Raw genomic sequence first — 23,335 nt, forward strand, 5'->3', positions numbered from 1 at the left:
CCTCATTGGTTCCTTGAAATATACCTTCGGGAATGTATTGTAAGTGGCGGCTCGATGAGCACAAGCGTCGCGCCGATGTTGCCGTCTGCGTGAATACATTCACTGGGGGTTCAGACCATGCATCAGCCTGCCACCATCCCTGTCCCTGCGGCCGCGGCCGCCACCCGGCTCGCCGCCGTACAGGGACCGGACGTCCGGCCCGACCGCTCGCAGCTCAGCTATCTGCAGCCCGTTCCGCGCCACATGGTCCACCGCGCGGCGATCGCCGAGGTCTTCCTCACCGACGCCGTCCGCACCGGCGAGCACAGCTTTCTGGTCGCCGCCCAGTGGCCGCGCGACCACGCGCTCTACTCCCCGGGCAGCGACGGCACCAGTGACCCGCTGCTGTTCATGGAGACCATCCGCCAGTCGCTCGTCTACCTCGCGCACGCCTTCTACGGCGTCCCGCTCACCCATCGCTTCATCGGCTTCGGCTCGGAGTTCGAGATAACCGACCCGGCCGCGCTGCGCATCGGCGGCGAGCCGGTCCCGGTGGTTCTGGAGGCGCAGTGGCTGTGGGTCGGCAATCGTCCGCCGAACCGTTTCGGCATGCGCCTCGAAGTCGTCCTCACCGTCGACGGACGCACCTGCGGCCGGGGGGCGCTGCACGTCGTCGCGGTGGACGACAAGCGGTACGCCATGCTGCGCGGCCGCGGCGCCCGGCCGGTCGGCGCGGCGGTGGCCGGTCCGGCCCCGCGGGCCGTGGAGCGGGTGCACCCGGCCGCGGTGGGCCGGCTGCGCTCCAAGGACAGCGTCCTCGTCCGGGAACGGGCCGACGGTCCCTGGCAGCTGCTCATCGACGTCGAGCACCCGATCTTCTTCGACCACCCCAGCGACCATGTGCCGCTGATGGTCACGCTCGAGGGCTTCCGCCAGCTCGGCCATCTGCTGCTGCACCCGGCGGACCTCCACAGCTCCCCCGTGTACTCCGTGTACTCCGCGTGCTCCGTGTACTCGCTGGTGGGCGTGGACGTCGACTGCCTGGCCTTCGGTGAACTCGACGCGCCGATCGACCTCGTGGTGCGCGAACGGCACCCGGGGGCCGGACCCGGCACCGTGCACCTGGTCACCGACGCCGTACAGGACGGCAAGGTGCTCACCACCTGCCGGACGACCTGGGCCGACACGGGTGCGGGGGCCCAGGCGGGCGTGGGGGCGCTCGGCCATCAGGACGCGGTCTCCCGTACGGCCTGAGCCCCGGAGGGGTAGGGCAGAGGGGAAGTGGGGGAAGCGGGGGACATCGGGGAGGCGGGGAGTGCGTCCCACAGGTCGCGCACCCGGTCCGCGAGGCCCCGCCGCTCCAGGTCGGGCGCGGTGTAGTAGGCACCGACCAGGATCACCGCGGTGAGGTCGGCGAGTGGCGCGGTCGGCGGTCGCTCGCCCAGCGCGCCCTCGCTCCTGGCGCTCTCCACCACCTCGGTGGCCAGACGACGCAGATCGGCGAGCAGCTTCGGCGGCTGGGAACCGGAGTGCGCCTCGTCCATCACCAGCCGCAGCGCGGCGTTGATCCGGACGTCGGACTCGATCCGCTCGGCCAGCGCGCAGGACAGCGCGCGCAGCCGCTCGCGGGCCGTGGCGCCCGCTCCCTCGTTCTCGCCCTCGTTCTCGCCCTCGCTTTCACCCCCGGCCTTCTCCATCATCTCGTCCAGCTGTGCGATCAGGGCCTGCGCCAGCTGTTCCTTGGAGGCGAAGTGGCCGTACAGGGCGCCCTTGGTCAGCCCCGTACGGTCCGCCACGTGCTGGAGGTTGGCGCGTGGATAGCCGTGCCGGAGGAACTCGGCCGCCGCCGCGTCGAGGACCAGTTCATGGGTGCGGCGGGAGCGCGCCTGCTTCGCCATCGCGTGTCCCTTCCGATGCGTGGAGGAGCGGCCGGTTCCACCAGGTGTGCGGCCGGTACACCAAAAGAATACCTTCTTGAACGCACTTTTTCTGTACGTCGGATCCCCTCCCTTTCGGACAAGGAGCAGCTGTATGCCGCACACCGACCCCGTCCAGGTGGCCGCCGAGCACGCCCGACTCGCCGACACGGAACGGAAGTTGGCGGACGACGTGGTCGCCGCGCTGACCGCGTCCGGGCTGCCCGGACACTTCGTGCCCCGCCGCTGGGGCGGCGCGGAAGGGACCTTCGCCGCCCTGCTCGCCGAGGTCGCGGCGGTCGCGGAGGGCTGCACCTCGGCCGCCTGGTGCGGCATGCTCTGGGCCGCGCACGGACGCTTCGCCGCGCTGCTGCCCGAGGAGGGGCAGCGGGAGGTGTGGGGCGCCTCGCCCGACGTACGGATCGCCGCGGCGCTCATGCCGCCCGCGGGCTCGGCGCGCCCGCTCCCCGGCGGAGACGGCTGGCAGGTGCGGGGGACCTGGACCTGCGTCAGCGGCGTCGACTTCGCCGACTGGGTGCTGGTGTCCGCCCCCGAGCCGTACGAGGAGAGCGCGCGGGTACGGGTGTTCGCCGTGCCGGCCCGTGAGGTGGAGGTCGAGGACACCTGGGACAGCACCGGGCTGCGCGGCACCGGCAGTCACACGGTGGTGATCCGGGACGCCGTTGTCCCGTACCACCGCTCCTTCCTCCAGGCCGACTTGATACGGGGGCGCGAGTACTCGGACTCGGACTCGGACTCGGATTCGGCCTCGGCCTCGGCCCCGGACCGCGCCCGGTGCCACACCGCTCCCGCCCAGCTGGCCGGCGGAATCCTGTTCTGCGCCCCGGCCCTGGGCGCCGCCCGCCGCGCGCTGCGCGTGTGGTCGCGGTGGGCCGCCGCGAAGGCGCCCGGCAGTGGGCGCCCGAACCACGACAGCGCGGCGGTGCGCGACACGCTCGCCACCGCCTCCGCCCACGTCGAAGCCGCCGGACTGCTGCTGGCCCGGGCCGCCGAGCGCGCGGACACCGAACCCGTCACGGACCTCCTGGTCGCCGCCAACCAGCGGGACGCCGCGGTCGCCGCCGAGCTCCTCGCCGGCGCGGTGGACAAGATGTTCCGCACCGGCGGCGCCCACATCCGCGACGCCGGCGGTGAACTCCAGCGTCTGTGGCGGGACGTGCACACCGTCGCCTCGCACGGAGTGCTGCGGCTCGAACCGGTGGCCGCCGCCTATGCCCGTGCCGCGCTGGGCGACACGCTCGGAGACTGACTCGGGCTCGGAGACTGACTCGGACTCGGACTCGGGGTCGGGGGCACGGCGGCGCGGGCCAGCGCCGCCTCGCGCTCCAGGTAGAAGCCGATCTTCCAGTCCAGGTAGCGCAGGGTGGAGTCGAAGTCCCGGGCCCGGGCGCGCAGCGACTCGCGGTGCGCTTCGAGGAGTTCGCGGCGGGCGGCGATGGTCGAGTCGCCCGCGCGGTACAGCTCGACGTAGTGGTTCATGTCGGCCGGCGACATCCCGGTGCTGCGCAGATGGTTGAGGAACTCCAGCCAGCGCAGGTGCACCGGGCTGTAGGCGCGCTCGCCGTAGGGGTCCTCCACGGCGCTCTCGATCAGCCCCTGGTCCTCGTACCAGCGCAGCGTCTGCGGGTCGAGCCCGCTGATCCGGACGACTTCGTCCAGGGAGTACGTCTCCGTGTGGGTGGAGTGACCGGCATGGGCGGCATGGGCGGCGTGGGCGGTCTGGCTGGGTGATCCGGGTGCGGACATGGTGATGGTGGCCCTTCGGTCGGGTGCGGTCAGCGGCGCCATGAGCCGGCGCCGCGGTGGGCGGAGTGGGCGGTCCGGTGCCAGCGGGCCCGGCGCCGGACGCCGGGGGACGCGCCCACGGGGGACTCGGGAGAGTCGTCCGACGCGGTGGTGGTGGCGGCGGTGGTGGCAGGGACAGCGGTCGCGGTGGTGGTGGCGCGTGCCAGCCCGAGCAGCGCCGCGGTTGCCGCGGCCAGTTCCTCCGGTGTCGGGCTGCCTCGCAGCACCCGCAGCAGTACGGCCTGGTCGTCGGCGCTCATACGGGCTGGTTCCCGTGCTTGCGGGCGGGCAGCTCGGCGTGTTTGGCGCGGAGCATGGCCAGTGAGCGGATGAGGACGGCGCGGGTGTCGCGCGGGTCGATCACGTCGTCGACCAGACCGCGCTCGGCCGCGTAGTACGGGTGCATCAGTTCGGCCTTGTACTCCTTGATGCGCCGCGCCCGTACGGCCTCGGGGTCGTCCGCGGCCGCGATCTCCCGGCGGAAGACGACGTTCGCGGCGCCCTCGGCACCCATCACGGCGATCTCGTTGGTCGGCCAGGCCAGGGCCAGATCGGCGCCGATGGAACGGGAGTCCATGACGATGTACGCGCCACCGTAGGCCTTGCGCAGCACCAGGGAGATCCGCGGGACGGTCGCGTTGCAGTACGCGTACAGCAGCTTCGCGCCCTTGCGGATGATCCCCTCGTGCTCCTGGCCGACGCCGGGCAGGAATCCGGGCACGTCGACGAGCGTGACCAGCGGGATGTTGAAGGCGTCGCAGAACTGCACGAACCGCGCGCCCTTCTCCGAGGCCTTGATGTCCAGCACGCCCGCCATCGCCGAGGGCTGGTTGGCGACGACGCCGACGACATGACCGTCGAGCCGGGCGAGCGCGCAGACCAGGTTGGGCGCCCAGCCCGGCTGCACCTCGAAGAAGTCACCGTCGTCGACGAGTTCCTCGATCACCCGGTGTATGTCGTAGGCCTGGTTCGGCTCGGCCGGGACCAGGTCGAGCAGGGCGTCGCAGCGCCGCTCGGGATCGTCGTACGGCTGCTCCCGGGGCGGCAGTTCGCGGTTGTTCGGCGGCAGCAGCGAGAGCAGGTGCCGTACGTCCTCCAGGCAGCCCGCCTCGTCGTCGTAGGCCGCGGCGGCCACGCCGGAGACGGTGGCGTGCACGTCGGCGCCGCCGAGGCCGTTGTGGGTGACCTGCTCGCCGGTCACGGCCTGGACGACATCGGGGCCGGTGATGAACATCTGGGAGATGCCGCGCACCATGAACACGAAGTCGGTGAGGGCGGGGGAGTAGGCCGCGCCGCCCGCGCACGGGCCGAGCATCACGCTGATCTGCGGGATCACTCCGGACGCGGCGACGTTGCGGGTGAAGATGCCGCCGTATCCGGCGAGCGCGCTGACGCCCTCCTGGATCCGGGCGCCCGCCCCGTCGTTGAGACTGACGAGGGGCGCCCCGGCGGCCAGCGCGAGGTCCATCACCTTGTGGATCTTGGCGGCGTGGGCCTCGCCGAGGGCGCCGCCGAAGATGCGGAAGTCATGGGCGTAGGTGAAGACGGTGCGGCCGTGGACGGTGCCCCAGCCGGTCACCACGCCGTCCGTGTAGGGGCGCTTGGCCTCCAGCCCGAAGCCGGTGGCGCGGTGCCGGCGCAACGGTTCGATCTCGGTGAACGACCCCTCGTCCAGGAGGAGTTCGATGCGCTCGCGGGCGGTGAGCTTGCCGCGTGCGTGCTGCTGGGCGCTCGCGCCGGGGGCCGGGCCCTCGTGCGCGAGCTGTCGTATGAGCTCGAGTTCGGCGAGGCGGGCGCGGGTTGTCTCGGCGACGGGGTGGTTCGTGTGCGGGGACGTGGATGTGGACGTGGATGTGGATGTGGGCGGGGATGTGGGCGGGGGAGAGAGTGGAGGAGGGGGTGGGGACGCGGGTGGGGGTGGGGACGAGGGGCGGGCCACGGTGCGTTCCTCGATGACGGTCATGCGTCCATCATGGGGGATTAAGATTCCTTCGTGAAGGTATTTTATCTGGACTTTGCGAAGGCCCCGGCCGGAGGGGAGTCCGGGCCGGGGCCTTCGCGCGGGGGGTGGCTGTCGTGGCGGGCGCACCGCCGGGACGTGGCTAGTCGCCCGACCGGTGGGTGAGCCGCGGCAGCAGGAGCGCCGTGGCCGCGGCCGTCACGAGGAGCATCACCACGCTGATGACGAAGCTGGTGTCCATGCCGTGCTGGAAGTGGGAGGTGTCGGCGATCAGTGCGCCGAACGCCGCCACCGCGAGACAACTGCCCACCTGGCGGAAGGTGTTGAGCACCGCGGCCGCGGTGCCCGCCCGCTCGCCGTCGATGTTCTCCAGGATCGCCGCGGTCAGCGAGGGCACGGCGAGACCGCCGCCGAGGCCGATCGGGACGAGCAGCAGGACCGGGATCACGAACGAGGTGTGCGGGGTGACCGTCAGCATCAGCAGCGAACCGCCGGCCATGATCAGCTGCCCGATCGCCATCGGCACCCGGGCCCCCTTGCGGGCGGCCAGCTTGACGCCCGCCATGTTGACGATGGAGATCAGCGCGCACATCGGGATGAACATCGCACCGGCGCTGACCGGGGAGGCGCCCCGCACCTGCTGGAAGTACATGCCGAGCAGGAAGATGGCTCCGTAGAACACCGCGTTGATGGTGAAGCCGGCCGCCAGGCAGACCAGCACCGTACGGGACTTGAAGATGCTCAGCGGCACCATCGGCTGCTTGCGGCGGGACTGGGTGAGGACGAAGACGGCGGTCGCTACGGCGGCCACGGCCAGCGTGCCGAGCACACCCGCGCTGCTCCAGCCCTCCCGGCCGCCCTCGATCACGGCGTACGTCAGACCGGCCAGGGAGATCACCACGGAGAGCTGGCCCAGCAGGTCGACCGGGGCCGCGCGGCGCGGGGAGGGGGCGATCCGGGTGAGCAGGGCGAGACCGATCGCGCCCACCGGCAGGTTCAGGTAGAACACGGCACGCCAGCTCAGTCCGCTGGTCAGCATGCCGCCGATCACCGGTCCCACGGCGACCGCGACCGAACCGGCCGCCGTCCAGATCGCGATGGCCCGCGCCCGCTTACCGGGGTCGGTGTAGGTCTGGCGGATCAGTGCGAGCGAGGCGGGGACCATGAGCGCGGCGGCGCCGCCCTGCACCATCCGGGCCGCGATGAGGGTGCCCAGGTCGGGGGCGAGTCCGCAGGCCAGGGAGGCCACGGTGAAGGACGCGAGACCCCAGGCGTACGCCCTGCTGGCGCCGATCCGGTCCGAGAAGGTACCGGCCGACAGCATGAAGGCCGCGAACATCAGGGTGTAGCCGTCGACGATCCACTGCAGGTCGGCCATGGAGCCGCGCAGGCTGGTGGAGATGGCGGGAAGGGCGACGTTGACGACGGAGCCGTCGAGAGAGATGACGAAGAAGGCGAGCAGCGCCGCCGCGAGGACGGTGGTGGTGGACGAGCGGCGGGGGGCGGGCGCTTCGCCCGCCGGTACGACCGGGGTCCGGTCGGTCCGCGCGGCCCGGGTGAGGATGGCCATGGGAACGCTCCTTGGAGAGGGCGAGGTGGGTGGGGGGAGCCGGGGGCTTGAGGCTTGAGGCGTGAGGGATGGGGGATGGGGGATGGGGGGTACGGAGAGCCGCGCTGAGGATCAGGCGTCGGCGGGGGCGGCGCGGCGGCGGCTGAGTTCGGCGAACTCGGGGTTCGTGCCGAGGACTCCGCCCTCGCCCCAGCGGTTCTGCGGAATCTCGTTGATGTAGACCGTGATCTTGTCGAGGGGTGCGCCGATCACGCGGTGCACGGTCGCCGTCAGCTCTTCGATGAGCTCCTGGCACTTCTCGTCGGTCTGGTTCGGCCACGTGGTCATGGAGAGGATGGGCATGGCGAAGCTCCTTGTGTCGTACGGGAGTTGAGGTGAAGGAGAAGGTGACGACCGGGGCGGCGGGGGTGACGGGGGCTGCTACAGGCCGGCCGAGGCTCCGCCGTCGAGGGTGATCGACGCGCCCGCGAGGTGTCGGGCGGCGGGGGAGAGCAGGAAGGTGACGAGGCGGGCCACGTCGTGCGGTTCGGCGAGCCGGCCGAGCGGGGTCGCGGCGGCCACCTGGGCGGTGACGTCACCGGCGCTCGCACCGGTGCGGTCGCCGAGCGTCTTGGCGATCTCGTCCCAGAGTGGGGTCTGTACGGCGCCGGGGTCGACCACGTTGACCCGGATACCGGAGCGGCCGAGGTCCTTGGAGACGGCCTTGGCGAAGGTGGCGAGGGCGGCGTTGACCGCGCTGTTCACGGGGAAGAGGGGGTCGGGGTCCTTGCGGAAGACGCCGCTGACCAGGACGACCGAGCCGCCGCCGGCCGCGGCCATGGGGCCGGCGAGAGCCCGGGTCAGCCGGACCGCGCCCATCAGCTTGCCGTTGAAGGTGGCCTGCCACATCTCGTCGGTGGTCTCCGCGAGCGGGGCGAGAGGGCCGTCGCCGGCGGTGTGCACCAGGGCGTCCACCCGGCCGAGTTCGGCGACCAGGTCCGCGACGGTGGTGTCGACGGCGCCGGTGTCGTTGATGTCGGTTTCGTAGGTCAGCAGCCGGCCGGCGCCTCCTGTACGGGCGTCGATGTCCTGCCGGGTGCGCTCCAGTCGGGCGGCGTCCCGGCCGAGCAGCGCCACGGTCGCGTCGGACCGGGCCAGTTCCTCGACCACGGCCGCACCCATGCCGCCGGTGGCTCCGCTGACGACGATGACGGGGGCGTTGGATTCCATTTTGTCCTCACTTTCCCGGGTCGTGTCCCGGTTCATGGCGGGTGCGGGTGCAGGTGCGGATGGCAACAGGTGTGCGGGCGGCCGGAGTTGACGGGCCGTCGGTCTGCTTCCGCGATCCGGGAAGCGTGTCCGGCCTGGTGATGAAGAAGGTAGCGGGATCGAGGGACGGTTGCAACCATCTAGTTGGTTTTCCGTCCCGGTGATGCGCACGCGCCGCGGGGAAACACCTCGTCAGGGGGCGGATGCGGAACGGGAAAATGAGGGCGCCGGGGAGTGTGCCCGCCCTGCCCTACCCCGGGGTCGGCTACCAGGCCTCTGCCTGCCCCCCGGGGGGAACCGCTCACCCAACCTCCGGCGGGAGCGTTGGAGACCTTGAACCCGGCGGTCAGGAGCCCGAAAACACACCCCCCGCGCACCCCCCCGCGTACATCCCAGGCGCAAAAGGGCACAAAAAAAGGGGAGTTCGACCTCGTCGAACTCCCCATAAGGGGCGGCTGGTTGACCACGGGGATGCCGGTTGACCGCAGGGGCGGCTGGTTGACGACAGGGGCGCCGGTTGACCGTAGGGACGGTCAGTCGACCGCAGAGGCGGCCAGTCGGCCCCGTACGCCCCGCCCCCTCAGACGGACCCCTCCAGCACGTTGTCGATGATGGAGTGCCCGTGCGCGACGATGCTGGCCCGCAGCAGCGCCCAGCCGGACTCCGTGTCGCCGTCCGGCCCCAGCATCAGCCGGCGCTGCTGCGGCACGATGAACGGCCAGGACGCGATGCCGACCAGCGCGATGAGCACCCGGGCCGCCGCCGTGGGGTCGTCGATGTCGAGCGCGACGCTGAGCGCGACCGTCTTGTGGACGTAGTACGCCTCGCGTTCCTTCTCGTCCGGGATGGGCCGGTCGCGGTAGTGCAGTCCCTCCCAGGCGAGCAGCCGTACCAGGTCGGACTTGCGGTGATAGTCGAAGACCTCACCCACGTACGCGCGCAGCCCCTCCTCCGTGGTGGGGATGGGCACGACCGCCGACATGTGCGCGTACACCCGGGTCATGACGGCCGCGAACAGCGCTTCCTTGTTGCCGAAGTAGGCATAGATGCGCTGCTTGTTCACGCCGGACCGCTCGGCGATGCGGTCGACGCGCGCGCCCGCGAGTCCGTGCTCGGAGAACTCGGCCTGAGCGGCCTCCAGGAGCTTTTCGCGGGTCTGCTGTCCCTTGGGTGTCTCTGCCATGCCACGAGCCTAGTCCACGGTGAAACCAACTGGATAGTTCTGAAAAACCAACTAGATGGTTGCATCCGTGTCCGGCGTCCTCTACGGTTCTTCACATCGGCCCCGCCGCCCCGGAAAAACGGTGCAGGGAACGGGAGTTCACCCCGCCCCGCACGCCTTCCGGCGCCAACAGGCCCGTACGCCGGTACGTCAGTGCATGAGTTGGCGAGCCCACGAGCCCACGAGCCCACGAGTGCACGAGCCCGCAAGTCCATGAGTGATCGTCAGTGACAGCTGCACCTGCTCCTCCCGTCCGCGGTACGCCTCCCCAAGTGAGGACCGCCCCACCAAGGAGATCCACATGTCAGCCACCACCCGTACCCTGCTGATCGTCGGTGACCGTTTTGCCGGATTCGCCGTCCAGGAGGACGTCCTCACCGTCACGCAGTTCATCGAGGAGATGCGGCTGGGGGTGTACTCATGGGACACCCTGCCGATCCAGGTGCGCGCCGGACAGGGCGTCACCGCCGACGGCTGGGAGCTGGTGCACGAGCAGGCCCTGCTGCTCGGTCTCGCCGAGCGGCTGGAGTTCCGCTACGAGGAGCCCCTGCTCGCGGCCCGCGGCGAGGCGCACAAACACCGCAGTTGCAACACCCTGATAGCCGATCTGCGGCGCACGGACGAGACCCTCTTCGTCGCGAACCTGCGGGTGCACAACGACAACGAGCTGCTGATCGACCACCAGACCGGCGAGCACGTCCAGGGCATGGTGGCCGTCGAGGCCGCCCGCCAGATGTTCCTCGCGGTCAGCGAGCGCTACCACGCCTCACGCCACCTCGACCGGTCGTACTACTACGTCATCGAGTCGATGAACACCGACTTCGAGAACTTCCTCTTCCCGCTGGACGCCACGATCGAGTACCGCACGGTCAGGGCCGAGACCGACAGCCCCGACCGGCTCTCCTTCACCGCGGAGATCAGCGTTCACCAGGCCGGCCGTCGCGCCTCGGTCACCACCGTCGCGTACACGGCCTTCGACGCCCGGGTCATCGAGGCCAAGGAGCACCGCCGGGCGCGGTTCGCGGTCGAACACGCGATGACGACCGTCACGCCGGCCGAGGCACCGGTGCTCGTAGGAGCCTGACGGCCACCTCGACCCCCCGGTCAAGCAGATCAAATCACTTCGCGTACAGCCCACTTCACGTACAGCCCACTTCACACACCAAGGAGACCGTCATGTCCGCCGCCCTCATCACCGCCACCGAGCTCTTCGCCAAGCCCGAGCAGGTCGCCGCCGTCGCCGAGGCCTGGCAGCAGCACAACGACGCCTCCGGCTTCGAGGGCCGGATCCTCTACCGCGGCCTGGAGACCAACTCCGTCCTGGAACTCGCCCCGCTGGACGGCTTCGAGCACATGGAGGAGCTGCGCGCCGACTGGTGGAAGCTCTGGGAGGCCGTCGGCCCGCTGGGCGAGGGTGACTTCCGCCGCCAGTTCCTGCAGTTCGTCGAGGCGCCCAAGCCGGCCGCCGGTGCCCTGCCCGACACCCGGTACGTGCAGATGCGCCACGTCGAGGTCGTGCCGCGTGTCTACCGGCAGTACCGCGCCTGGCGCGAGGAGACCATCTTCGACGTCGTCCGCACCTCCGCCGAGGTCGAGAGCTTCCAGGCCTTCCACTCGCTGGCCAGTACCGAGCCCGGCGTGATGTTCGTGTCCGGCTTCAACGCCGACCCCGCGAAGTACCTGGAGGCCTTCACCTCCCCGCGCTACCAGCAGATCGTCCGCGAGGCGGGCGACACGTACATCACCGGAGGCGACAACGGCCTGTACACCCGCATCTACGAGCGTGTCACCGCCGCCTGACCCGACCCCGGGGCCGACCCCAGGCCCCGCCCGCCCACGGCCGGTCGCGGAACCCTCGCAAGGCGTCCCGCGGCCGGCCGTTCGTACTGGCAAAGGAGTACGAAGATGACCGTCACGACCGACGCGACCGTCACGACTCACGCGACGGACGCCATCGTCACGACCGACACGACCGACACAACCGTCACGACCGTCACGAGCGACACGCCCGTCATGACGGGCAAGGCCCGCACGACGCGTACGGCCGTCACGACCGACAAGGCCGTCACGGTGGCCGCCCCGCCGCCCACCGCCATGACCCGCACCTACGACCTGAGCGTCACCACCCAGGGCCCCCTCTACCCGCCGAGCGAAATCGTCGACGAGAACGGCGACTTCGTCGTCATCGGGCGGATCAACCGGCCCGGCCCCGACGGCGCCACCGTCTCCGAGTGGGGGAGCGCGGTGGTCTCCCCGGACAGCCCGCTGCCGCCGCTCGGCCAGAACCTGCCGTACGACATCCTCCGCGAACTCGACTGCGCCGACCCCACGTCCGCCGACTCCCTGACCCAGCTCTACACCCTCCCCCTCCCCCTCCCGTGCAACAACTACCCCATGCTCTTCGCCCCGGAGCAGCGCCCCGACGCGCACGAGGTCAAGCGCCCCAGCTACCCGCTGCACGGCGCCCCGATCCCCGACCTGCGCGAGGAGGACGGGCCCAAGGTGCGCGAGCCCATCACGCTCGGCCAGTGGGTCAAGGCCCGCGCCCAGCTGGAGGTCCACGTACCGGCCCACCGGCGCAGCGCCGACTTCTCGTTCGCCTTCACCGGCCTGATCCCCGACAGCCTCTACACGGTCATGTCGCTGCGCGAGCACGACCTCGACCCGGCGGGCCCGACCCGCCCCGGCCCGCTCGGTGTGCCCAACGCCTTCATCAGCGACAGCAACGGCATGGCGCACTACCGGGCGACGCTGCCCAACCCCTTCCCCGAGGCCGGCTCGCCCGGTTCGAACCGGGTGATCAACGTGGTCGTGCTGTGGATGAGCTACCAGCAGAACTACGGAGGCGCCATCGGCCACTTCGGCCTCGGCGGCGACATCCACGCCCAGCTGAAGCTGAAGGGCCCGAGCTTCCTGGAGTTCACGACGATCCCGGCGTCCTGACCACCCCCAGCCCCCTCGCCTTCCCCTCGCCTCGTCCCCCTCGCCTCCTACCCATCGAGCACAAGGAGCCCGACCATGACCACCACGCCCCCCATCGGCATCATCGGCACCGGTTCGTACCTCCCCGCCACCGTCGTCGACAACGACGAGGTCGGCGCAGCGGCGGGTGTGACCGCGGAATGGATCGAACACAAGACCGGCATACGGCAGCGCCGTCGCGCGGCGCCCCACGAGGCGACCTCCGATCTGGCCGCCCACGCCGCCCGTCGGGCGATGGAACAAGCCGGCCTGACACCCGACCAGATCTCCTACGTCGTGGTCGCGACCTCGACCCCCGACCACCCCCAGCCCGCGACCGCCGCCATCGTCCAACACCTGATCGGCGCGACCCGCGCGGCCGCCTTCGACGTCAACTCGGTGTGCAGCGGCTTCATGTTCGCGCTGACGGCGGCGGAACGAATGCTGCGCGCGGAGGCCGCGGGGGAGGACGGCCCTTGTGGGAACGGTCCGAGCGCGAACGGCCCGAGCGTGAACGGCCCGAGCGCGAACGGTCCGTACGCGGTGGTGATCGGCGCGGACATCTACTCCCGCATCCTGGACGGCGCGGACCGCAAGACGGCGATCCTGTTCGGCGACGGCGCGGGAGCCGTGGTCCTGGGCCCGGTGCCCTCCATCACCGGCGGCATCACGACGAGCCTGACCACCCGTGGCGACCAGCACCACCTGATCAGCGTCCCGGCGGGCGGCAGCAGGCACCCGGCCTCGGCGGCCACCCTGGCGGAGGGCGCCCACTACTTCACGATGGACGGCCGGGGCGTGCGCGGCTTCGTGCACGAGAACCTGCCCGGCGCGATCCGCGAACTCCTGGCGAAGGCAGGCGTGCGCGGCAGGGAGGTCCGCCACTTCGTCCCGCACCAGGCGAACGGCGTGATGCTGGCGGAGGTCTGGCCCGACCTAGGCCTGGACGCCGCCCGTATGCACCTGGCCCTGGCCCACCACGGCAACACGGGCGCGGCCTCCGTACCCATCACCCTCGACCTGGCCCACCGGCGCGGTCTCTTCGCCGAGGGCGACCTGACGGTGCTGTCGGCGTTCGGCGGCGGCATGTCGGTGGGCTCGGCCCTGCTGCGCTGGGCACCCACCCGCCACGCACGCCCGGCCCGACAGTTGAGGCTCCCGCACGCGACGGTCGAAGAGCCGGCCTTGGTGGGCGCCCGATAACCGACTGATAACCGACGGCAGCGATCGAGACGTACAAGAAGAGACGTACAAGAAGAGAAGTACAAGAAGAGAAGTGCAAGAAAAGACGTACGAGAAAGACGTACGAGAAAGACGGACCAGAAAAACGGAATCCGGTACACGACATCGAAAAGAGGAGCGGAAATGACCGTCATGACGATCGCGAAGACGACCCCGACGACGCAGCCGCTGACCCAGTTCTCCATCCAGACCAGCGGAACGCTGGCCTCGGTGCAACGCGACGGCGGCTGGTACCTGATAGATACGAGCCCCGGGGCGAAGGCACCCGTCCTGCGCCTGGCGGGCGACACGGACGACGTGGAACTGGAACCGCACATCTGCCGGAGCATCGACTGACCGCCGTAGGCACGGTGAGGGACGACGGTCCAGGACCGTCGTCCCTCACCGCGTGCGGACGGGTTCAGCCGAGCGGCAGCGCGCAGTCGCCCGAGCAGGTTTCCGAGAGCTCGTCCCGCCCCATGGACCAGCAAGCCAGCGCGCAACCGGAGCCGGAACCGGAGCCGGAACCGAAGCCCGAGCGTGAGCCCGATCCGGATCGGGTGGGGCGCTCCTGCTCCCGGCGCCGGGCCAGATACTCCCGTACGGCGGGGTCGTACCCCACGGCGCGCGGGTTGCCGACGCAGTCGAGGAGCGGGAAGTCGGAGGGGTGGTCCCCGTAGGCGAAGCAGTCCTGCGGGTTGACCCCGGGATGCTCCGCGAGCATCCGCAGTGCCACGGACCGCTTGCCCTCACCGATCACCGGCTCCAGCACCTCCCCGGTGTAGCGCCCGTCCACGACGAGGGGCGAGGTGCACAGCACATGGACGGCTCCGACCCGTTCGGCGACGGGCGCGAGGCAGGGCAGGAACGACCCGGAGACGAGCACGACCTCCGCCCCGGCGGCGCGGTGCCGGGCCAGGGCGGCCACGGTCTCCGAGATGAAGAACCCCGGGTCGGCGGAGGCGAGCGCGAACCACTCCCGCCCGAGCGCCGTCATCTCGGCCACGCTCTCCCCGGCGTACGCCCGGTAGTACTCCCGATTGACCCGCTCCCGAGGCGCCCCGTCCGCGGACCGCCGCCGCAACTCCCCGGCGATCCGCCGATACCGCTCCTCGCCGTCCGCCCCGTACCGTCGTACGAGCTGGAACCGCAGGAACTCGAACATGCTCTTGCAGTCGATCAACGTCTCGTCGACATCACAGAACACCAGATACGCGGGCCGGTGCTTCCGCTCCCTGGCGCCTGTCCCTTCCACCACCGCAAGGCTCATCTCCAGTCCTCCCCCTCGTGGCGCGAACGCGACGCCGCACCTCCAATAAAATTCCTTCGTGAAGGTATCACTCGGCCTCGGGCGTGCCTAGTGGCTCAAGTCGCGGACCAGAGCGCGCCCGGAACGTGCCCGGAGCGCGCCCGGAACGCACGGGGAGCGCACCGGGCGCTCGCGCCGTACGCACCGGTGAACTCCGCACCTTCACCTGCCCCGAAGACGCCTCCCACCCCATCCGTCTGAACATTCAGTAGTCACTCAGTCACTCAGTCGCTCACCCCACCCATCCGAACCTGCGGATTCTTGTGACCAGTGCGGGGGAAGACCACGATCGGCGCCTTGAGCCGCCGGCTGGTGACCGCTCTCGACGTGTGGCGGCAGGAAAGCCAATGGCTTGAGGTCGAACTGCGCTGGCCACCCGACGCCGGCGACTGAATCGCCCCCGTGATGCAGCGCATCATGCGCACACACCCGACCCGCGCCACAGTGCGACGACGCCGGCCCGCGCGGACGTGACCGACCCCGCGGACGGGCCGGGCACAGCCGCTCAAGCAGTCGTATGGGACCCGCAGGACTTTCTCCGACCTGGCAGCCGTCGTGGGCATCTCAGGGTTCGCCCCGCCATGCATCTGCCTCGCCTCCTTGGGTGATCTCCTCGACAGGCAAACCGTGCGAAACGGACCTACGGTCGAGCAGGGGACGCTGCACCGAGATACGGATCCCTTTCGTCCGTCCGCTGATCCTCGTCACGACACCAACAGGAGACGAACCGCCATGGCCACAGCATCTGAAACCCCGGTACTGGACACCCTCGCCGCTATGACGGTCGACTCGATCGAGCGGTGCGGGCTGGCCCAGGACACGTTCTTGCTCACACGCATCGCGGCCCTGGCCGCCTCGGACGCTCCGCCGATCTCCTACGTCGCCCACATCGACCCCGCCCTCCAGGCCGGCCTGACCGCCGAACAACTGCAGGACGTCCTGGTCGCCATCGCCCCCATCGTGGGCACGGCCCGTGTCATGGCGGCAGCCGGCAACATCGCCAAAGCACTCGGCATCGCGATTGCCGTCGCCGACGCCGAGGCCGAGGCCAAGGGCCGAGCGTAGAGACGTCGCCCGAGATCTGGAGCCCCCCAGCCGCGCCTGGCATCGATGACCGGCGCGGCTGGGGGCTGAGCAGGGCACGGCACCATCCCGTGCCGCTGATTTCACCCTCATTTCCCCCCTGATTCCCCGCTGATTTCCAGCTGTTTCCCGCACGGTCCGGTCCGGTCGTGCTGGAGTCCGCGGAAAGGGGAACTGGGCCCGATGCGCCACAGGGGATGCCGAAGCCGCCGGATGCTGCCCGCTCGCTCGTTCGCCCCCGATCGTGTCGCCCCCGATCGTGTCGCCCCCTGATCGTGCCGCCCCCCGATCGTGTCGCGGGCCGCAGATCGGCCATTTCCACTGTCGGCCTCAGTTCCGGCAGTGGTGGGCGGCCCACCACGCCGCCCAGATCGACTCCGGCACCAAGACCCCGAACCACCCCGTGGCCGACGGCCTTCCCCGGGCGGAGCCGGTGGGACACCGCTCACGGTCGCTGCTCGCCACCGTCGCCACCGTCGTCGTCGCCTGCCGTCGCCTGCCGTCGCCTGCCGTCGCGACGACCAGACGGGGATGCCCGTGTACGTCTCTGTCCCGGGCCGTTGATGTCAGCGATGGATGCCGGGACTGTCCTTGGTGGCGATCGTCGGTGTAGCCATCTCAGCCGCCCCGCAAACTCGGCCATTTGAGTGGACCGGGTCTCCGCGCAATGGCGTCTTTCCGCTTTTTGATCATGCTCTCAGTAGCGTGAATTACGCATTCGCCGTTCCGGTCGTGCTGTCCCAGCCTCTCCCCGAAGTCAAGCGAGGTCGCGCCAATGAGAAAACGTATTGTCATCAGCCCCCTGATTGCCGGCGCGGCGGTGGCGGCATTGGCTTCCCCCTTGCCGGCTTCGGCGGCGGACACACCGGTGACCGTCCAGGTCACGGCGGGCACGCTCGACATCAGTGTCCCGGCGGGGCCCGTGAATCTCGGCACTGTCGCCGTCAGCGGAAGTGCGCAAACGGTCTCCAGTCCGCTCGGCAACGTCACGGTGACAGACGATCGAGGCGCCATCACGGGCTGGCACGTCACGGCAGGCGCAACCGACTTCACCGGCCCCCAGAACATCTCCGTATCCGCTGCCGGCTCCAGCAGTTACGACACACCGTCGGTCTCGACCAGCGGCACGGTGAATGTCGCCTCGACCAACCTGACTCAGCTCTATCCACCCAGCACCGTTGAGACGGCCACCGGCGTGAGCGGCATCAACTCGGCCACCTGGAACCCGACGATCAGTCTCACCATTCCTGCGAACGCCCTGGCAGGAACGTACAGTTCGACGGTCACCCACTCCGTGCTCTGAGATCTCGTACGTCCTCGCCGCAGAAAAGGAAACAATAGAGGCCCTGTGCCCAGGTTCTTTTCCCTCGCGGTGCTGCTGGCCACGGCGTTTGCCGTGGCCACCAGCACCGCGTCGGCCGCATCCCTCGTATCAAATCCGGTACAGCGACCGAACCCCCCGGACTCCGTGGGCATTCGGCTCGTCGATGCCCCTGCCGACCTCATCCGCGACCCGCGGGCAAGGCAGTACATCATCGACAACCTGGAACCCGGTGTCATCGTGAAGCGGCGCATCGAGGTGTCGAACAAATCGGCCGCCGACCTGCGGGTCGCGGTCTACGCCGGCGCCGCCGACATCCGCAAAGGTTCCTTCACCGGAGCTGCCGGACACGGCCGTAACGAGCTCACCACCTGGATCAAGACCGGTCAACGGATCCTGGACATCCCCGCTCACTCAAGAGCTCGTGACACCGTGACCATCGTCATTCCGAAGGATGCTGCCCCGGGTGAGCGATACGGCGTGGTATGGGCACAGGTCAACGGTCGCGACCAAGGCAGCGGCATCACCCTGGTCAGCCGCACCGGAATCCGGCTCTACCTCTCAGTCGGCGGCGATAATCCGCCTCGTGCCCAATTCACGGTGGACAACATGACGGCTGGGCGCGATGCCAGTGGGCGTGCCGTCGTATACGCCAAGGTCCACAACACCGGTGGCCGCGCTCTGGACCTCACCGGCACCATGAAGATGTCCCAAGTGTCCGGAAGCATCAGCGCAGGGCCGTACCTGGTCGACCCCGGAACGACGTTGGCACCCGGCCAATCCGAGCCGGTGAGGGTCGTCGTGCCCGATCAGGTGGTGGACGGCCCGTGGGACGTCTCACTCAAGCTGAAGAGCGGGCTGTTGGAGGAGACGCATCGGGCTCGAATCACCTTCCCGAACGGTCCAGGTATGGCCGCGGCAGTCCCTTCACATCGTGATGAGCCAAGCTCTCTGAACCGGAGCCTCATCTCAGGATCGGCGGCTCTGGTCCTCCTGATCGCCGCGACGCTCACGACCGTCCGTTCCTATCGCCGACGTGCCGGAGACGATGAGTCCTGAGTCCTGAGTCCTGAGGCCTGATTCCGGTCCTGCCGCCGGCACACGCCCTACTGGGCCCCGCAGTCGCAGTTCGCACATTTCCACCCGTCGACGGTGTACGGGGGGTGGGGGGCAGCCGGTCGCCTACGGCCGGCATCGGTCGGTGGCGGTCACCTCGCGGTCGGCGGCCTGCTCCAGGGCCGTCACCTGAGCGATCGCGGCCATCAGCCGCAGGCCCCTCATCCCACTCCAGTGGCGGGACATCCTCCGGTCACCAGGTGAAGCCGCGGCCCGATCCCTGCCAGGGCGATCAAGGGGAGTCGGTGACGTCGGCCAACCGGCTCTGTGCCCCGACAGACCGTCCGTCACCGGGTGTTCGGCCGACGGGACCTGGAAACGCCCGCTGCCAACGGCCCCCAGACCCGAGGCCGCAGCCGACGCGGGTGGCGAGGACGGCGCCGTGCGCGCCGACTTCCCCTCTCGCCGTGCCGCCTCAGCAGCCGCTCACCCGGCGGGCACGTATGCGCCGACCGCTCTGCGGTGGCCAGGCGTAGGACGAAAGACGAGATGCCGCGCGCAGCGGGCAGTCACGCGCTCCGCCGGACCGCCATGGCGGGGACACCACCAGACCGGGACGCACACGTCATCGCAATCAGCGGCTCGGCAGCGCGACGGCCGCACCCTCCCGCTGAACTCGTGGGCCGGCCGCAGCGGGCGTACTGTGGAGCCGTAGGAGAGAGCGCAGGCGCCGGGCACCCTTCAACGGGGCCGCCGGTGACCGAGGGTCCTCCGGGCGGTCGTATGCCGTGCCCGCGCCCATCCCGCACGCCCCCGGTCGGGCCGAACCCGTCCGGTGCCGCCCGCAGTTGGGCCGCAGCGCGCGGAGTTCACGCATCTCACGGACTCCCGAGGGACTCCTTACCGACCCTTCCAATGGAAGGCATTTCCCATGCGCACCAACACCACACGAATACGCCGTCTCTGCGCCGCCGCCTGCACGGCCCCCCTACTGGTGTTCGCCGGAGCGGCCGGCGCCGGCGCCACAGCGGCGGCCACCGCCCCCGCCGCCGCGCCAGGCGCCCTGCAGGTCACGGGCGGCGAGATCCTGCAACTGGTCAACGCGGAACGCGGCAAGGCCAATTGCCCCGCGCTCAACGAGAACGCGCAGCTCACCCAGGCCGCCAAGACCTTCGCGGACGACGCGGAAAAGAACAACCTGACGAACCACACCGGTTCCGACGGCTCCAGCCCCCAGCAGCGGATCAAGGAAGCCGGCTACAACGCGGGCCCGACGGCGGAGAACATGGCCTGGGGCTCCACCGACGCCAAGAAGATCGTCGACGACTGGATGGGGAGCTCGGGCCACCGCGCCAACATCGTCAACTGCGCACTGACCGACACCGGTGTCGCCGTCAGCGGCAAGTACACAGTGCAGGTCTTCGCAGCGCCCGGGTGACGCAGCGCCCCTGACGAACCGTCACCCACTTGATGGGTGAGGTTCAGGGCCCCGACCGGGCGTACGCGGAGGACGGCAGATCCCTCCGGTCCCCGGCGGGGCCCAACCGGCCGCTGATCCGAGTCCACCATCACGGGTGAAGGCGCTGCGCGGACGCGGCCTGTCGCCAAGTAGGCGCGGCCCAGACGGCTTACGGATGCTGCCCCAGATCGACCGCCTGGCAGAGCACGCGCGGTCTGCCGTCCGTCTCGGCGTGGCCCTGGGCGTCGGCACAGCAGGCCGGCGCCCCGGTGAGTGCTCGGTGTGCGCAGGGTGGGCGACATGCTGATGAGCAGGTCCCGGTCGAGGTAGTGGACCAGGTTGTCGTGGAGGACCTCTGTCAGGACGATGCGGTAGTAGTGCATACGCAGGCGCGGCTGGTCGAGGTCGAACTCGATCGGTCCGGACCAGGCCAGCCCCTCGGAGATTGTCCCGAGGGGCTGTCGCTTGCTCCGTACCTGGTCGGACGCAGAGCCCCTGGCAGGATGCGAACCTGCGACACCCACTGTCCGTTCCCACCGCAGGCTCTTGTGGCGTGGCCTGGCCTGGCCGCCGCCAGGCACTCCCGCAATTCAGCGTTAGCGACCCGGCCGCTGTCCCTGGCTCGGCTTAAGGCGGGACTGCTTCGCGCCACGGACCTGCCACACGGCCCATTCATGACAGACGGCGCTTTGGGCACCAACCCCGGCGGTGCCTACAGCGACCGTCACAGCTCGATCAGCGACCAGCCGCCCGTCGACGGCCCGTTCGGAATCATCTCGAACGCGGACACACAACCGTGTTCGCGGCTGCTCAACGCGATCGGTTACGGGAAGAAGGCACCCACCGCCGATGCCTATGCCGGGATCGACCTGATCGGGTCCGATCGTGTGACCGTGATATCCGAGATTGTGGCCGGCTACCCGCGAGGCGTCGCTGCCAAGATCGTGGCCGATGTGGCGACCGCCGGCTCGACATGCCAGACCGTCTACAGCAGGCGGGCAACCGGCACGGTGGCATCCGAACCCCGTTCCCTCACCGTTCCGGGACTGGGTGACGCGAGCGCTGGAATCGAGTGGTCCATGGGCAGCACGACCGGCTCATCCGACAATGTGCTGGCCGTGGTTCAGGTCGGAAACAACGTGGTGGAGATCGAGGGCGTGCTGATCGCATCGACCAGCACGGTCAAGTTCGATCGGACGATGCTGAACCAAGCATTGGCCAAGGCCTTTGCAAGACTCCGAGCCGCGGCCTGACTCTGCCGTAGGTGCGTCAGCCTGCTGCGGGTGCGGTCTCGACGCTGCGCTGCGTGCCGGGACTTCGTTCGGTTCTCCGGTCGGAGTCCAGAAGCCCGGCCCACTTCCGTCGAGACGAACTGGTCGCAGGGCGGACGCGATCCAACACGCCTGCCAGGTCTGGCAGGTGGGGTGTTGGGCGTCGTTCGGGGCCGTTGCCCCTGGGTTCATGGGCGGTTCGCCACCGACCCGGTCCCGACTCCTGGTCTCGTCTGGTCTCGTCTGGTCTCGTTCGAACGGCCGTGAACGGGGTTCATCGGGCGCCCGCCGCCACTCAATCCTGCATCCTCGGCCCATTGCGCAACGGCAGGCCGTGACTGCCGTTCACCGCTCCGACGAGCGTCGGCTTCGCCCTCGCGCCGTGAACGTGCTGGCCAGGCAGGTCCGTTCGCACCGGAGGTGCTGTTTGGGTAAAGGGTTCGGCATCGACAGTTCAACACTCTTGTCCTGTGCATGTCTCAGTCGATGGGATGCACGAAGAGCACTTCGTGTGACTCAAGACCACCCAGGACCATTCAGGGGGATTCATGCACATAGCCCGTACCGGGCGGGGTGTCGCGGCTTCCACGGCCGCCACCGCCGCCCTCGCCGTCGCCGCGCTGGCGACCGCTCCGCTGGCCGGCGTCACCACCGCCGCGCCTGCCGCCGTACCGCACACCAAGGCGGTTCCGGCCATCGTCGGGCACACCCTGGTCCACGGCGTGGCCAGCCCGCTCTCCAGCGAGCAGTGCCAGGCCAAGTGGCACATCGCCTGTTACAACCCGCTCCAGTACCGCACCGCGTACGACCTCAACCCGCTGTACCGGAAGGGCATCACGGGCAAGGGGCGCACCATCGTCATCGTCGACTCGTTCGGCTCCCCCACCATCCAGCACGACCTCGACGTGTACAGCAAGCAGTTCGGCCTGCGCAGCACCAAGGTCAACGTAGTCAAGTGGGGCAAGGTGCCCGTCTTCGACCCCAAGAACTCCGACATGACCGGCTGGGCGGGGGAGAGCACCCTGGACGTCGAGATGGCCCACGCGGTCGCGCCCGACGCCAAGATCGTCCTGGTGGAGACGGCGGTCGCCGAGACCGAGGGCGTCACCGGTCTGCCGGAGATGATGGACGCCGAGAAGCACCTGATCGACCACGGCGTCGGCGATGTCATCAGCCAGAGCTTCGGTGCCACCGAGGACACCTTCCCCGGTTTCGGCAAGGGCGACTTCTCCAGCATCAAGAAGCTGCGCTACGCCTTCGAGGACGCGAACCGCAAGCACGTGACCGTCCTCGCCTCCTCCGGCGACGGTGGCGCCACCGACCTCCAGGCGGACGGCAAGACCTACTACAAGAAGCGCGTCAACTCCTGGCCCTCCTCGGACCCGCTGGTCACCTCCATCGGCGGCACCCAGCTCCACCTGAACGACAAGGGCCAGCGCGTCAAGCCCGACAGCGTCTACAACGACTACGGCTCGGGCGGCGGCGGCCAGTCCCACGTCTTCTCCCGTCCTGCCTTCCAGAACGGTGTGAAGAACGTCGTCGGTGCCCGCCGCGGCACCCCGGACGTGTCGCTGGCCGCCGCGGTCAACGGCGGCGCCTGGATCTACTCCAGCTTCGACCCGACCGCCACCGGCTGGGACGTCACCGGCGGCACCAGTGAGGCCAGCCCGCTCTTCTCGGGCATCATCGCCCTCGCCGACCAGGCGGCCGGCCACCGGGTGGGCAACATCAACGAGGCGCTGTACGACCTCTCCAAGCGCGCCACCCACCACGACAAGACCACCGGCGTCGTCGACGTCAACGACGGCACGAACAACACCTACGAAGGCGTCACCGGGTACAAGGCCGTCAACGGCTACGACATGGCCACCGGCGTCGGCACCGTGGACGCCCTCCGCTTCGTGTCTGCCCTCGCCCAGGGGAGCGGCCGCGGCTGACGCCACGCTGCAACAG

General features: G+C 69.8%; 22 protein-coding genes. 13 read left to right on the plus strand and 9 right to left on the minus strand.

Going from position 1 to position 23,335, the window contains the following annotated elements; all coding sequences use genetic code 11:
- Nucleotides 1–117: 117 nt before the first annotated feature.
- A complete protein-coding gene (locus tag OG747_RS25390) occupies nt 118–1,233 on the plus strand; it encodes a ScbA/BarX family gamma-butyrolactone biosynthesis protein (RefSeq protein ID WP_405881659.1) in 1,116 nt (371 codons plus the stop codon).
- On the opposite strand, the gene OG747_RS25395 is transcribed toward OG747_RS25390, so the two are convergent.
- Nucleotides 1,206–1,877, minus strand: a complete 672-nt coding sequence (locus tag OG747_RS25395) for a TetR family transcriptional regulator (RefSeq protein WP_405881660.1) — start codon at nt 1,875–1,877, stop codon at nt 1,206–1,208. The genes OG747_RS25390 and OG747_RS25395 overlap by 28 nt on opposite strands.
- Before the next feature lie 133 nt (nt 1,878–2,010).
- Between OG747_RS25395 and OG747_RS25400 the strand changes: the two genes are divergently transcribed.
- Nucleotides 2,011–3,165 (plus strand): acyl-CoA dehydrogenase family protein, encoded by a 1,155-nt coding sequence (locus tag OG747_RS25400; protein ID WP_405881661.1) that lies wholly within the window; start codon nt 2,011–2,013, stop codon nt 3,163–3,165.
- On the opposite strand, the gene OG747_RS25405 is transcribed toward OG747_RS25400, so the two are convergent.
- From OG747_RS25405 to OG747_RS25435, 7 genes are all read right to left on the minus strand, one after another.
- On the minus strand, nt 3,126–3,662 hold the full coding sequence (locus tag OG747_RS25405; RefSeq protein WP_405881662.1) for a MerR family transcriptional regulator: 537 nt from the start codon (nt 3,660–3,662) through the stop codon (nt 3,126–3,128). The genes OG747_RS25400 and OG747_RS25405 overlap by 40 nt on opposite strands.
- Nucleotides 3,663–3,691: 29 nt before the next feature.
- Nucleotides 3,692–3,961 carry an acyl-CoA carboxylase subunit epsilon gene (locus OG747_RS25410; protein ID WP_405881664.1) on the minus strand — a complete coding sequence of 90 codons (270 nt, stop codon included), beginning with the start codon at nt 3,959–3,961 and terminating at the stop codon, nt 3,692–3,694.
- Nucleotides 3,958–5,664: an acyl-CoA carboxylase subunit beta gene (locus OG747_RS25415; protein WP_405881666.1), complete on the minus strand. Its 1,707-nt coding sequence runs from the start codon at nt 5,662–5,664 to the stop codon at nt 3,958–3,960. The genes OG747_RS25410 and OG747_RS25415 overlap by 4 nt, the downstream gene beginning before the upstream one ends.
- A gap of 139 nt (nt 5,665–5,803) precedes the next feature.
- Complete coding sequence (locus tag OG747_RS25420; protein ID WP_405881667.1) at nt 5,804–7,231, minus strand: MFS transporter; 1,428 nt, start codon at nt 7,229–7,231, stop codon at nt 5,804–5,806.
- Nucleotides 7,232–7,342: 111 nt separating this feature from the next.
- A complete protein-coding gene (locus OG747_RS25425) occupies nt 7,343–7,573 on the minus strand; it encodes a 4-oxalocrotonate tautomerase family protein (protein WP_405881668.1) in 231 nt (76 codons plus the stop codon).
- Nucleotides 7,574–7,651: 78 nt separating this feature from the next.
- Nucleotides 7,652–8,440, minus strand: a complete 789-nt coding sequence (locus OG747_RS25430) for an SDR family NAD(P)-dependent oxidoreductase (RefSeq protein WP_405881670.1) — start codon at nt 8,438–8,440, stop codon at nt 7,652–7,654.
- 619 nt (nt 8,441–9,059) lie between these two features.
- Nucleotides 9,060–9,662: a TetR/AcrR family transcriptional regulator gene (locus OG747_RS25435; RefSeq protein ID WP_405881671.1), complete on the minus strand. Its 603-nt coding sequence runs from the start codon at nt 9,660–9,662 to the stop codon at nt 9,060–9,062.
- A gap of 340 nt (nt 9,663–10,002) precedes the next feature.
- Here OG747_RS25435 and OG747_RS25440 point away from each other — a divergent pair, with 340 nt between their 5' ends.
- The 5 genes from OG747_RS25440 to OG747_RS25460 all read left to right on the plus strand — a co-directional run bounded on the left by OG747_RS25440 (nt 10,003) and on the right by OG747_RS25460 (nt 14,240).
- Nucleotides 10,003–10,785, plus strand: a complete 783-nt coding sequence (locus tag OG747_RS25440; RefSeq protein ID WP_405881673.1) for an AfsA-related hotdog domain-containing protein — start codon at nt 10,003–10,005, stop codon at nt 10,783–10,785.
- A 92-nt stretch (nt 10,786–10,877) separates the two neighbouring features.
- Nucleotides 10,878–11,501, plus strand: a complete 624-nt coding sequence (locus tag OG747_RS25445; RefSeq protein ID WP_405881674.1) for a hypothetical protein — start codon at nt 10,878–10,880, stop codon at nt 11,499–11,501.
- Between the two features lie 105 nt (nt 11,502–11,606).
- A complete protein-coding gene (locus OG747_RS25450) occupies nt 11,607–12,644 on the plus strand; it encodes a hypothetical protein (protein WP_405881676.1) in 1,038 nt (345 codons plus the stop codon).
- A gap of 75 nt (nt 12,645–12,719) precedes the next feature.
- The gene (locus OG747_RS25455) at nt 12,720–13,865 is read left to right on the plus strand and encodes a 3-oxoacyl-ACP synthase III family protein (protein WP_405881677.1); all 1,146 of its coding nucleotides are present in this window, start codon (nt 12,720–12,722) and stop codon (nt 13,863–13,865) included.
- 162 nt (nt 13,866–14,027) lie between these two features.
- Entirely contained in the window at nt 14,028–14,240 is a 213-nt protein-coding gene (locus OG747_RS25460) for a hypothetical protein (protein ID WP_405881678.1), read from the plus strand.
- Nucleotides 14,241–14,304: 64 nt separating this feature from the next.
- Here the strand turns inward: OG747_RS25460 and OG747_RS25465 are convergent, their stop codons facing one another.
- Nucleotides 14,305–15,153 (minus strand): HAD family hydrolase, encoded by an 849-nt coding sequence (locus OG747_RS25465; RefSeq protein ID WP_405881679.1) that lies wholly within the window; start codon nt 15,151–15,153, stop codon nt 14,305–14,307.
- Between the two features lie 771 nt (nt 15,154–15,924).
- Here OG747_RS25465 and OG747_RS25470 point away from each other — a divergent pair.
- From OG747_RS25470 to OG747_RS25495, 6 genes are all read left to right on the plus strand, one after another.
- Nucleotides 15,925–16,257 carry a carboxymuconolactone decarboxylase family protein gene (locus OG747_RS25470; protein WP_405881680.1) on the plus strand — a complete coding sequence of 111 codons (333 nt, stop codon included), beginning with the start codon at nt 15,925–15,927 and terminating at the stop codon, nt 16,255–16,257.
- Between the two features lie 793 nt (nt 16,258–17,050).
- Nucleotides 17,051–17,578, plus strand: a complete 528-nt coding sequence (locus OG747_RS25475) for a hypothetical protein (protein ID WP_405881681.1) — start codon at nt 17,051–17,053, stop codon at nt 17,576–17,578.
- A gap of 69 nt (nt 17,579–17,647) precedes the next feature.
- Complete coding sequence (locus OG747_RS25480) at nt 17,648–18,655, plus strand: hypothetical protein (RefSeq protein ID WP_405881682.1); 1,008 nt, start codon at nt 17,648–17,650, stop codon at nt 18,653–18,655.
- Nucleotides 18,656–19,583: 928 nt separating this feature from the next.
- The gene (locus OG747_RS25485; RefSeq protein WP_405881684.1) at nt 19,584–20,090 is read left to right on the plus strand and encodes a CAP domain-containing protein; all 507 of its coding nucleotides are present in this window, start codon (nt 19,584–19,586) and stop codon (nt 20,088–20,090) included.
- 695 nt (nt 20,091–20,785) lie between these two features.
- On the plus strand, nt 20,786–21,364 hold the full coding sequence (locus OG747_RS25490) for a hypothetical protein (protein ID WP_405881685.1): 579 nt from the start codon (nt 20,786–20,788) through the stop codon (nt 21,362–21,364).
- Nucleotides 21,365–21,930: 566 nt separating this feature from the next.
- A complete protein-coding gene (locus OG747_RS25495; RefSeq protein ID WP_405881686.1) occupies nt 21,931–23,319 on the plus strand; it encodes a S8 family serine peptidase in 1,389 nt (462 codons plus the stop codon).
- Nucleotides 23,320–23,335 lie beyond the last annotated feature (16 nt).

It is taken from the genome of Streptomyces sp. NBC_01384, from assembly GCF_045040035.1.
GTDB lineage: Bacteria > Actinomycetota > Actinomycetes > Streptomycetales > Streptomycetaceae > Streptomyces.

Excerpts from the sequence above, each read along its gene's own strand:
- OG747_RS25425 (WP_405881668.1), bottom strand. The coding sequence starts at position 7,573 with ATGCCCATCCTCTCCATGACCACGTGGCCGAACCAGACCGACGAGAAG.
- OG747_RS25440 (WP_405881673.1), top strand. The coding sequence starts at position 10,003 with ATGTCAGCCACCACCCGTACCCTGCTGATCGTCGGTGACCGTTTTGCC.
- OG747_RS25400 (WP_405881661.1), top strand. The coding sequence starts at position 2,011 with ATGCCGCACACCGACCCCGTCCAGGTGGCCGCCGAGCACGCCCGACTC.
- OG747_RS25430 (WP_405881670.1), bottom strand. The coding sequence starts at position 8,440 with ATGGAATCCAACGCCCCCGTCATCGTCGTCAGCGGAGCCACCGGCGGC.
- OG747_RS25490 (WP_405881685.1), top strand. The coding sequence starts at position 20,786 with ATGACAGACGGCGCTTTGGGCACCAACCCCGGCGGTGCCTACAGCGAC.
- OG747_RS25495 (WP_405881686.1), top strand. The coding sequence starts at position 21,931 with ATGCACATAGCCCGTACCGGGCGGGGTGTCGCGGCTTCCACGGCCGCC.
- OG747_RS25435 (WP_405881671.1), bottom strand. The coding sequence starts at position 9,662 with ATGGCAGAGACACCCAAGGGACAGCAGACCCGCGAAAAGCTCCTGGAG.
- OG747_RS25410 (WP_405881664.1), bottom strand. The coding sequence starts at position 3,961 with ATGAGCGCCGACGACCAGGCCGTACTGCTGCGGGTGCTGCGAGGCAGC.
- OG747_RS25390 (WP_405881659.1), top strand. The coding sequence starts at position 118 with ATGCATCAGCCTGCCACCATCCCTGTCCCTGCGGCCGCGGCCGCCACC.
- OG747_RS25405 (WP_405881662.1), bottom strand. The coding sequence starts at position 3,662 with ATGTCCGCACCCGGATCACCCAGCCAGACCGCCCACGCCGCCCATGCC.
- OG747_RS25395 (WP_405881660.1), bottom strand. The coding sequence starts at position 1,877 with ATGGCGAAGCAGGCGCGCTCCCGCCGCACCCATGAACTGGTCCTCGAC.
- OG747_RS25485 (WP_405881684.1), top strand. The coding sequence starts at position 19,584 with ATGCGCACCAACACCACACGAATACGCCGTCTCTGCGCCGCCGCCTGC.
- OG747_RS25415 (WP_405881666.1), bottom strand. The coding sequence starts at position 5,664 with ATGACCGTCATCGAGGAACGCACCGTGGCCCGCCCCTCGTCCCCACCC.
- OG747_RS25445 (WP_405881674.1), top strand. The coding sequence starts at position 10,878 with ATGTCCGCCGCCCTCATCACCGCCACCGAGCTCTTCGCCAAGCCCGAG.
- OG747_RS25475 (WP_405881681.1), top strand. The coding sequence starts at position 17,051 with ATGAGAAAACGTATTGTCATCAGCCCCCTGATTGCCGGCGCGGCGGTG.
- OG747_RS25460 (WP_405881678.1), top strand. The coding sequence starts at position 14,028 with ATGACCGTCATGACGATCGCGAAGACGACCCCGACGACGCAGCCGCTG.
- OG747_RS25470 (WP_405881680.1), top strand. The coding sequence starts at position 15,925 with ATGGCCACAGCATCTGAAACCCCGGTACTGGACACCCTCGCCGCTATG.
- OG747_RS25465 (WP_405881679.1), bottom strand. The coding sequence starts at position 15,153 with ATGAGCCTTGCGGTGGTGGAAGGGACAGGCGCCAGGGAGCGGAAGCAC.
- OG747_RS25455 (WP_405881677.1), top strand. The coding sequence starts at position 12,720 with ATGACCACCACGCCCCCCATCGGCATCATCGGCACCGGTTCGTACCTC.
- OG747_RS25450 (WP_405881676.1), top strand. The coding sequence starts at position 11,607 with ATGACCGTCACGACCGACGCGACCGTCACGACTCACGCGACGGACGCC.
- OG747_RS25420 (WP_405881667.1), bottom strand. The coding sequence starts at position 7,231 with ATGGCCATCCTCACCCGGGCCGCGCGGACCGACCGGACCCCGGTCGTA.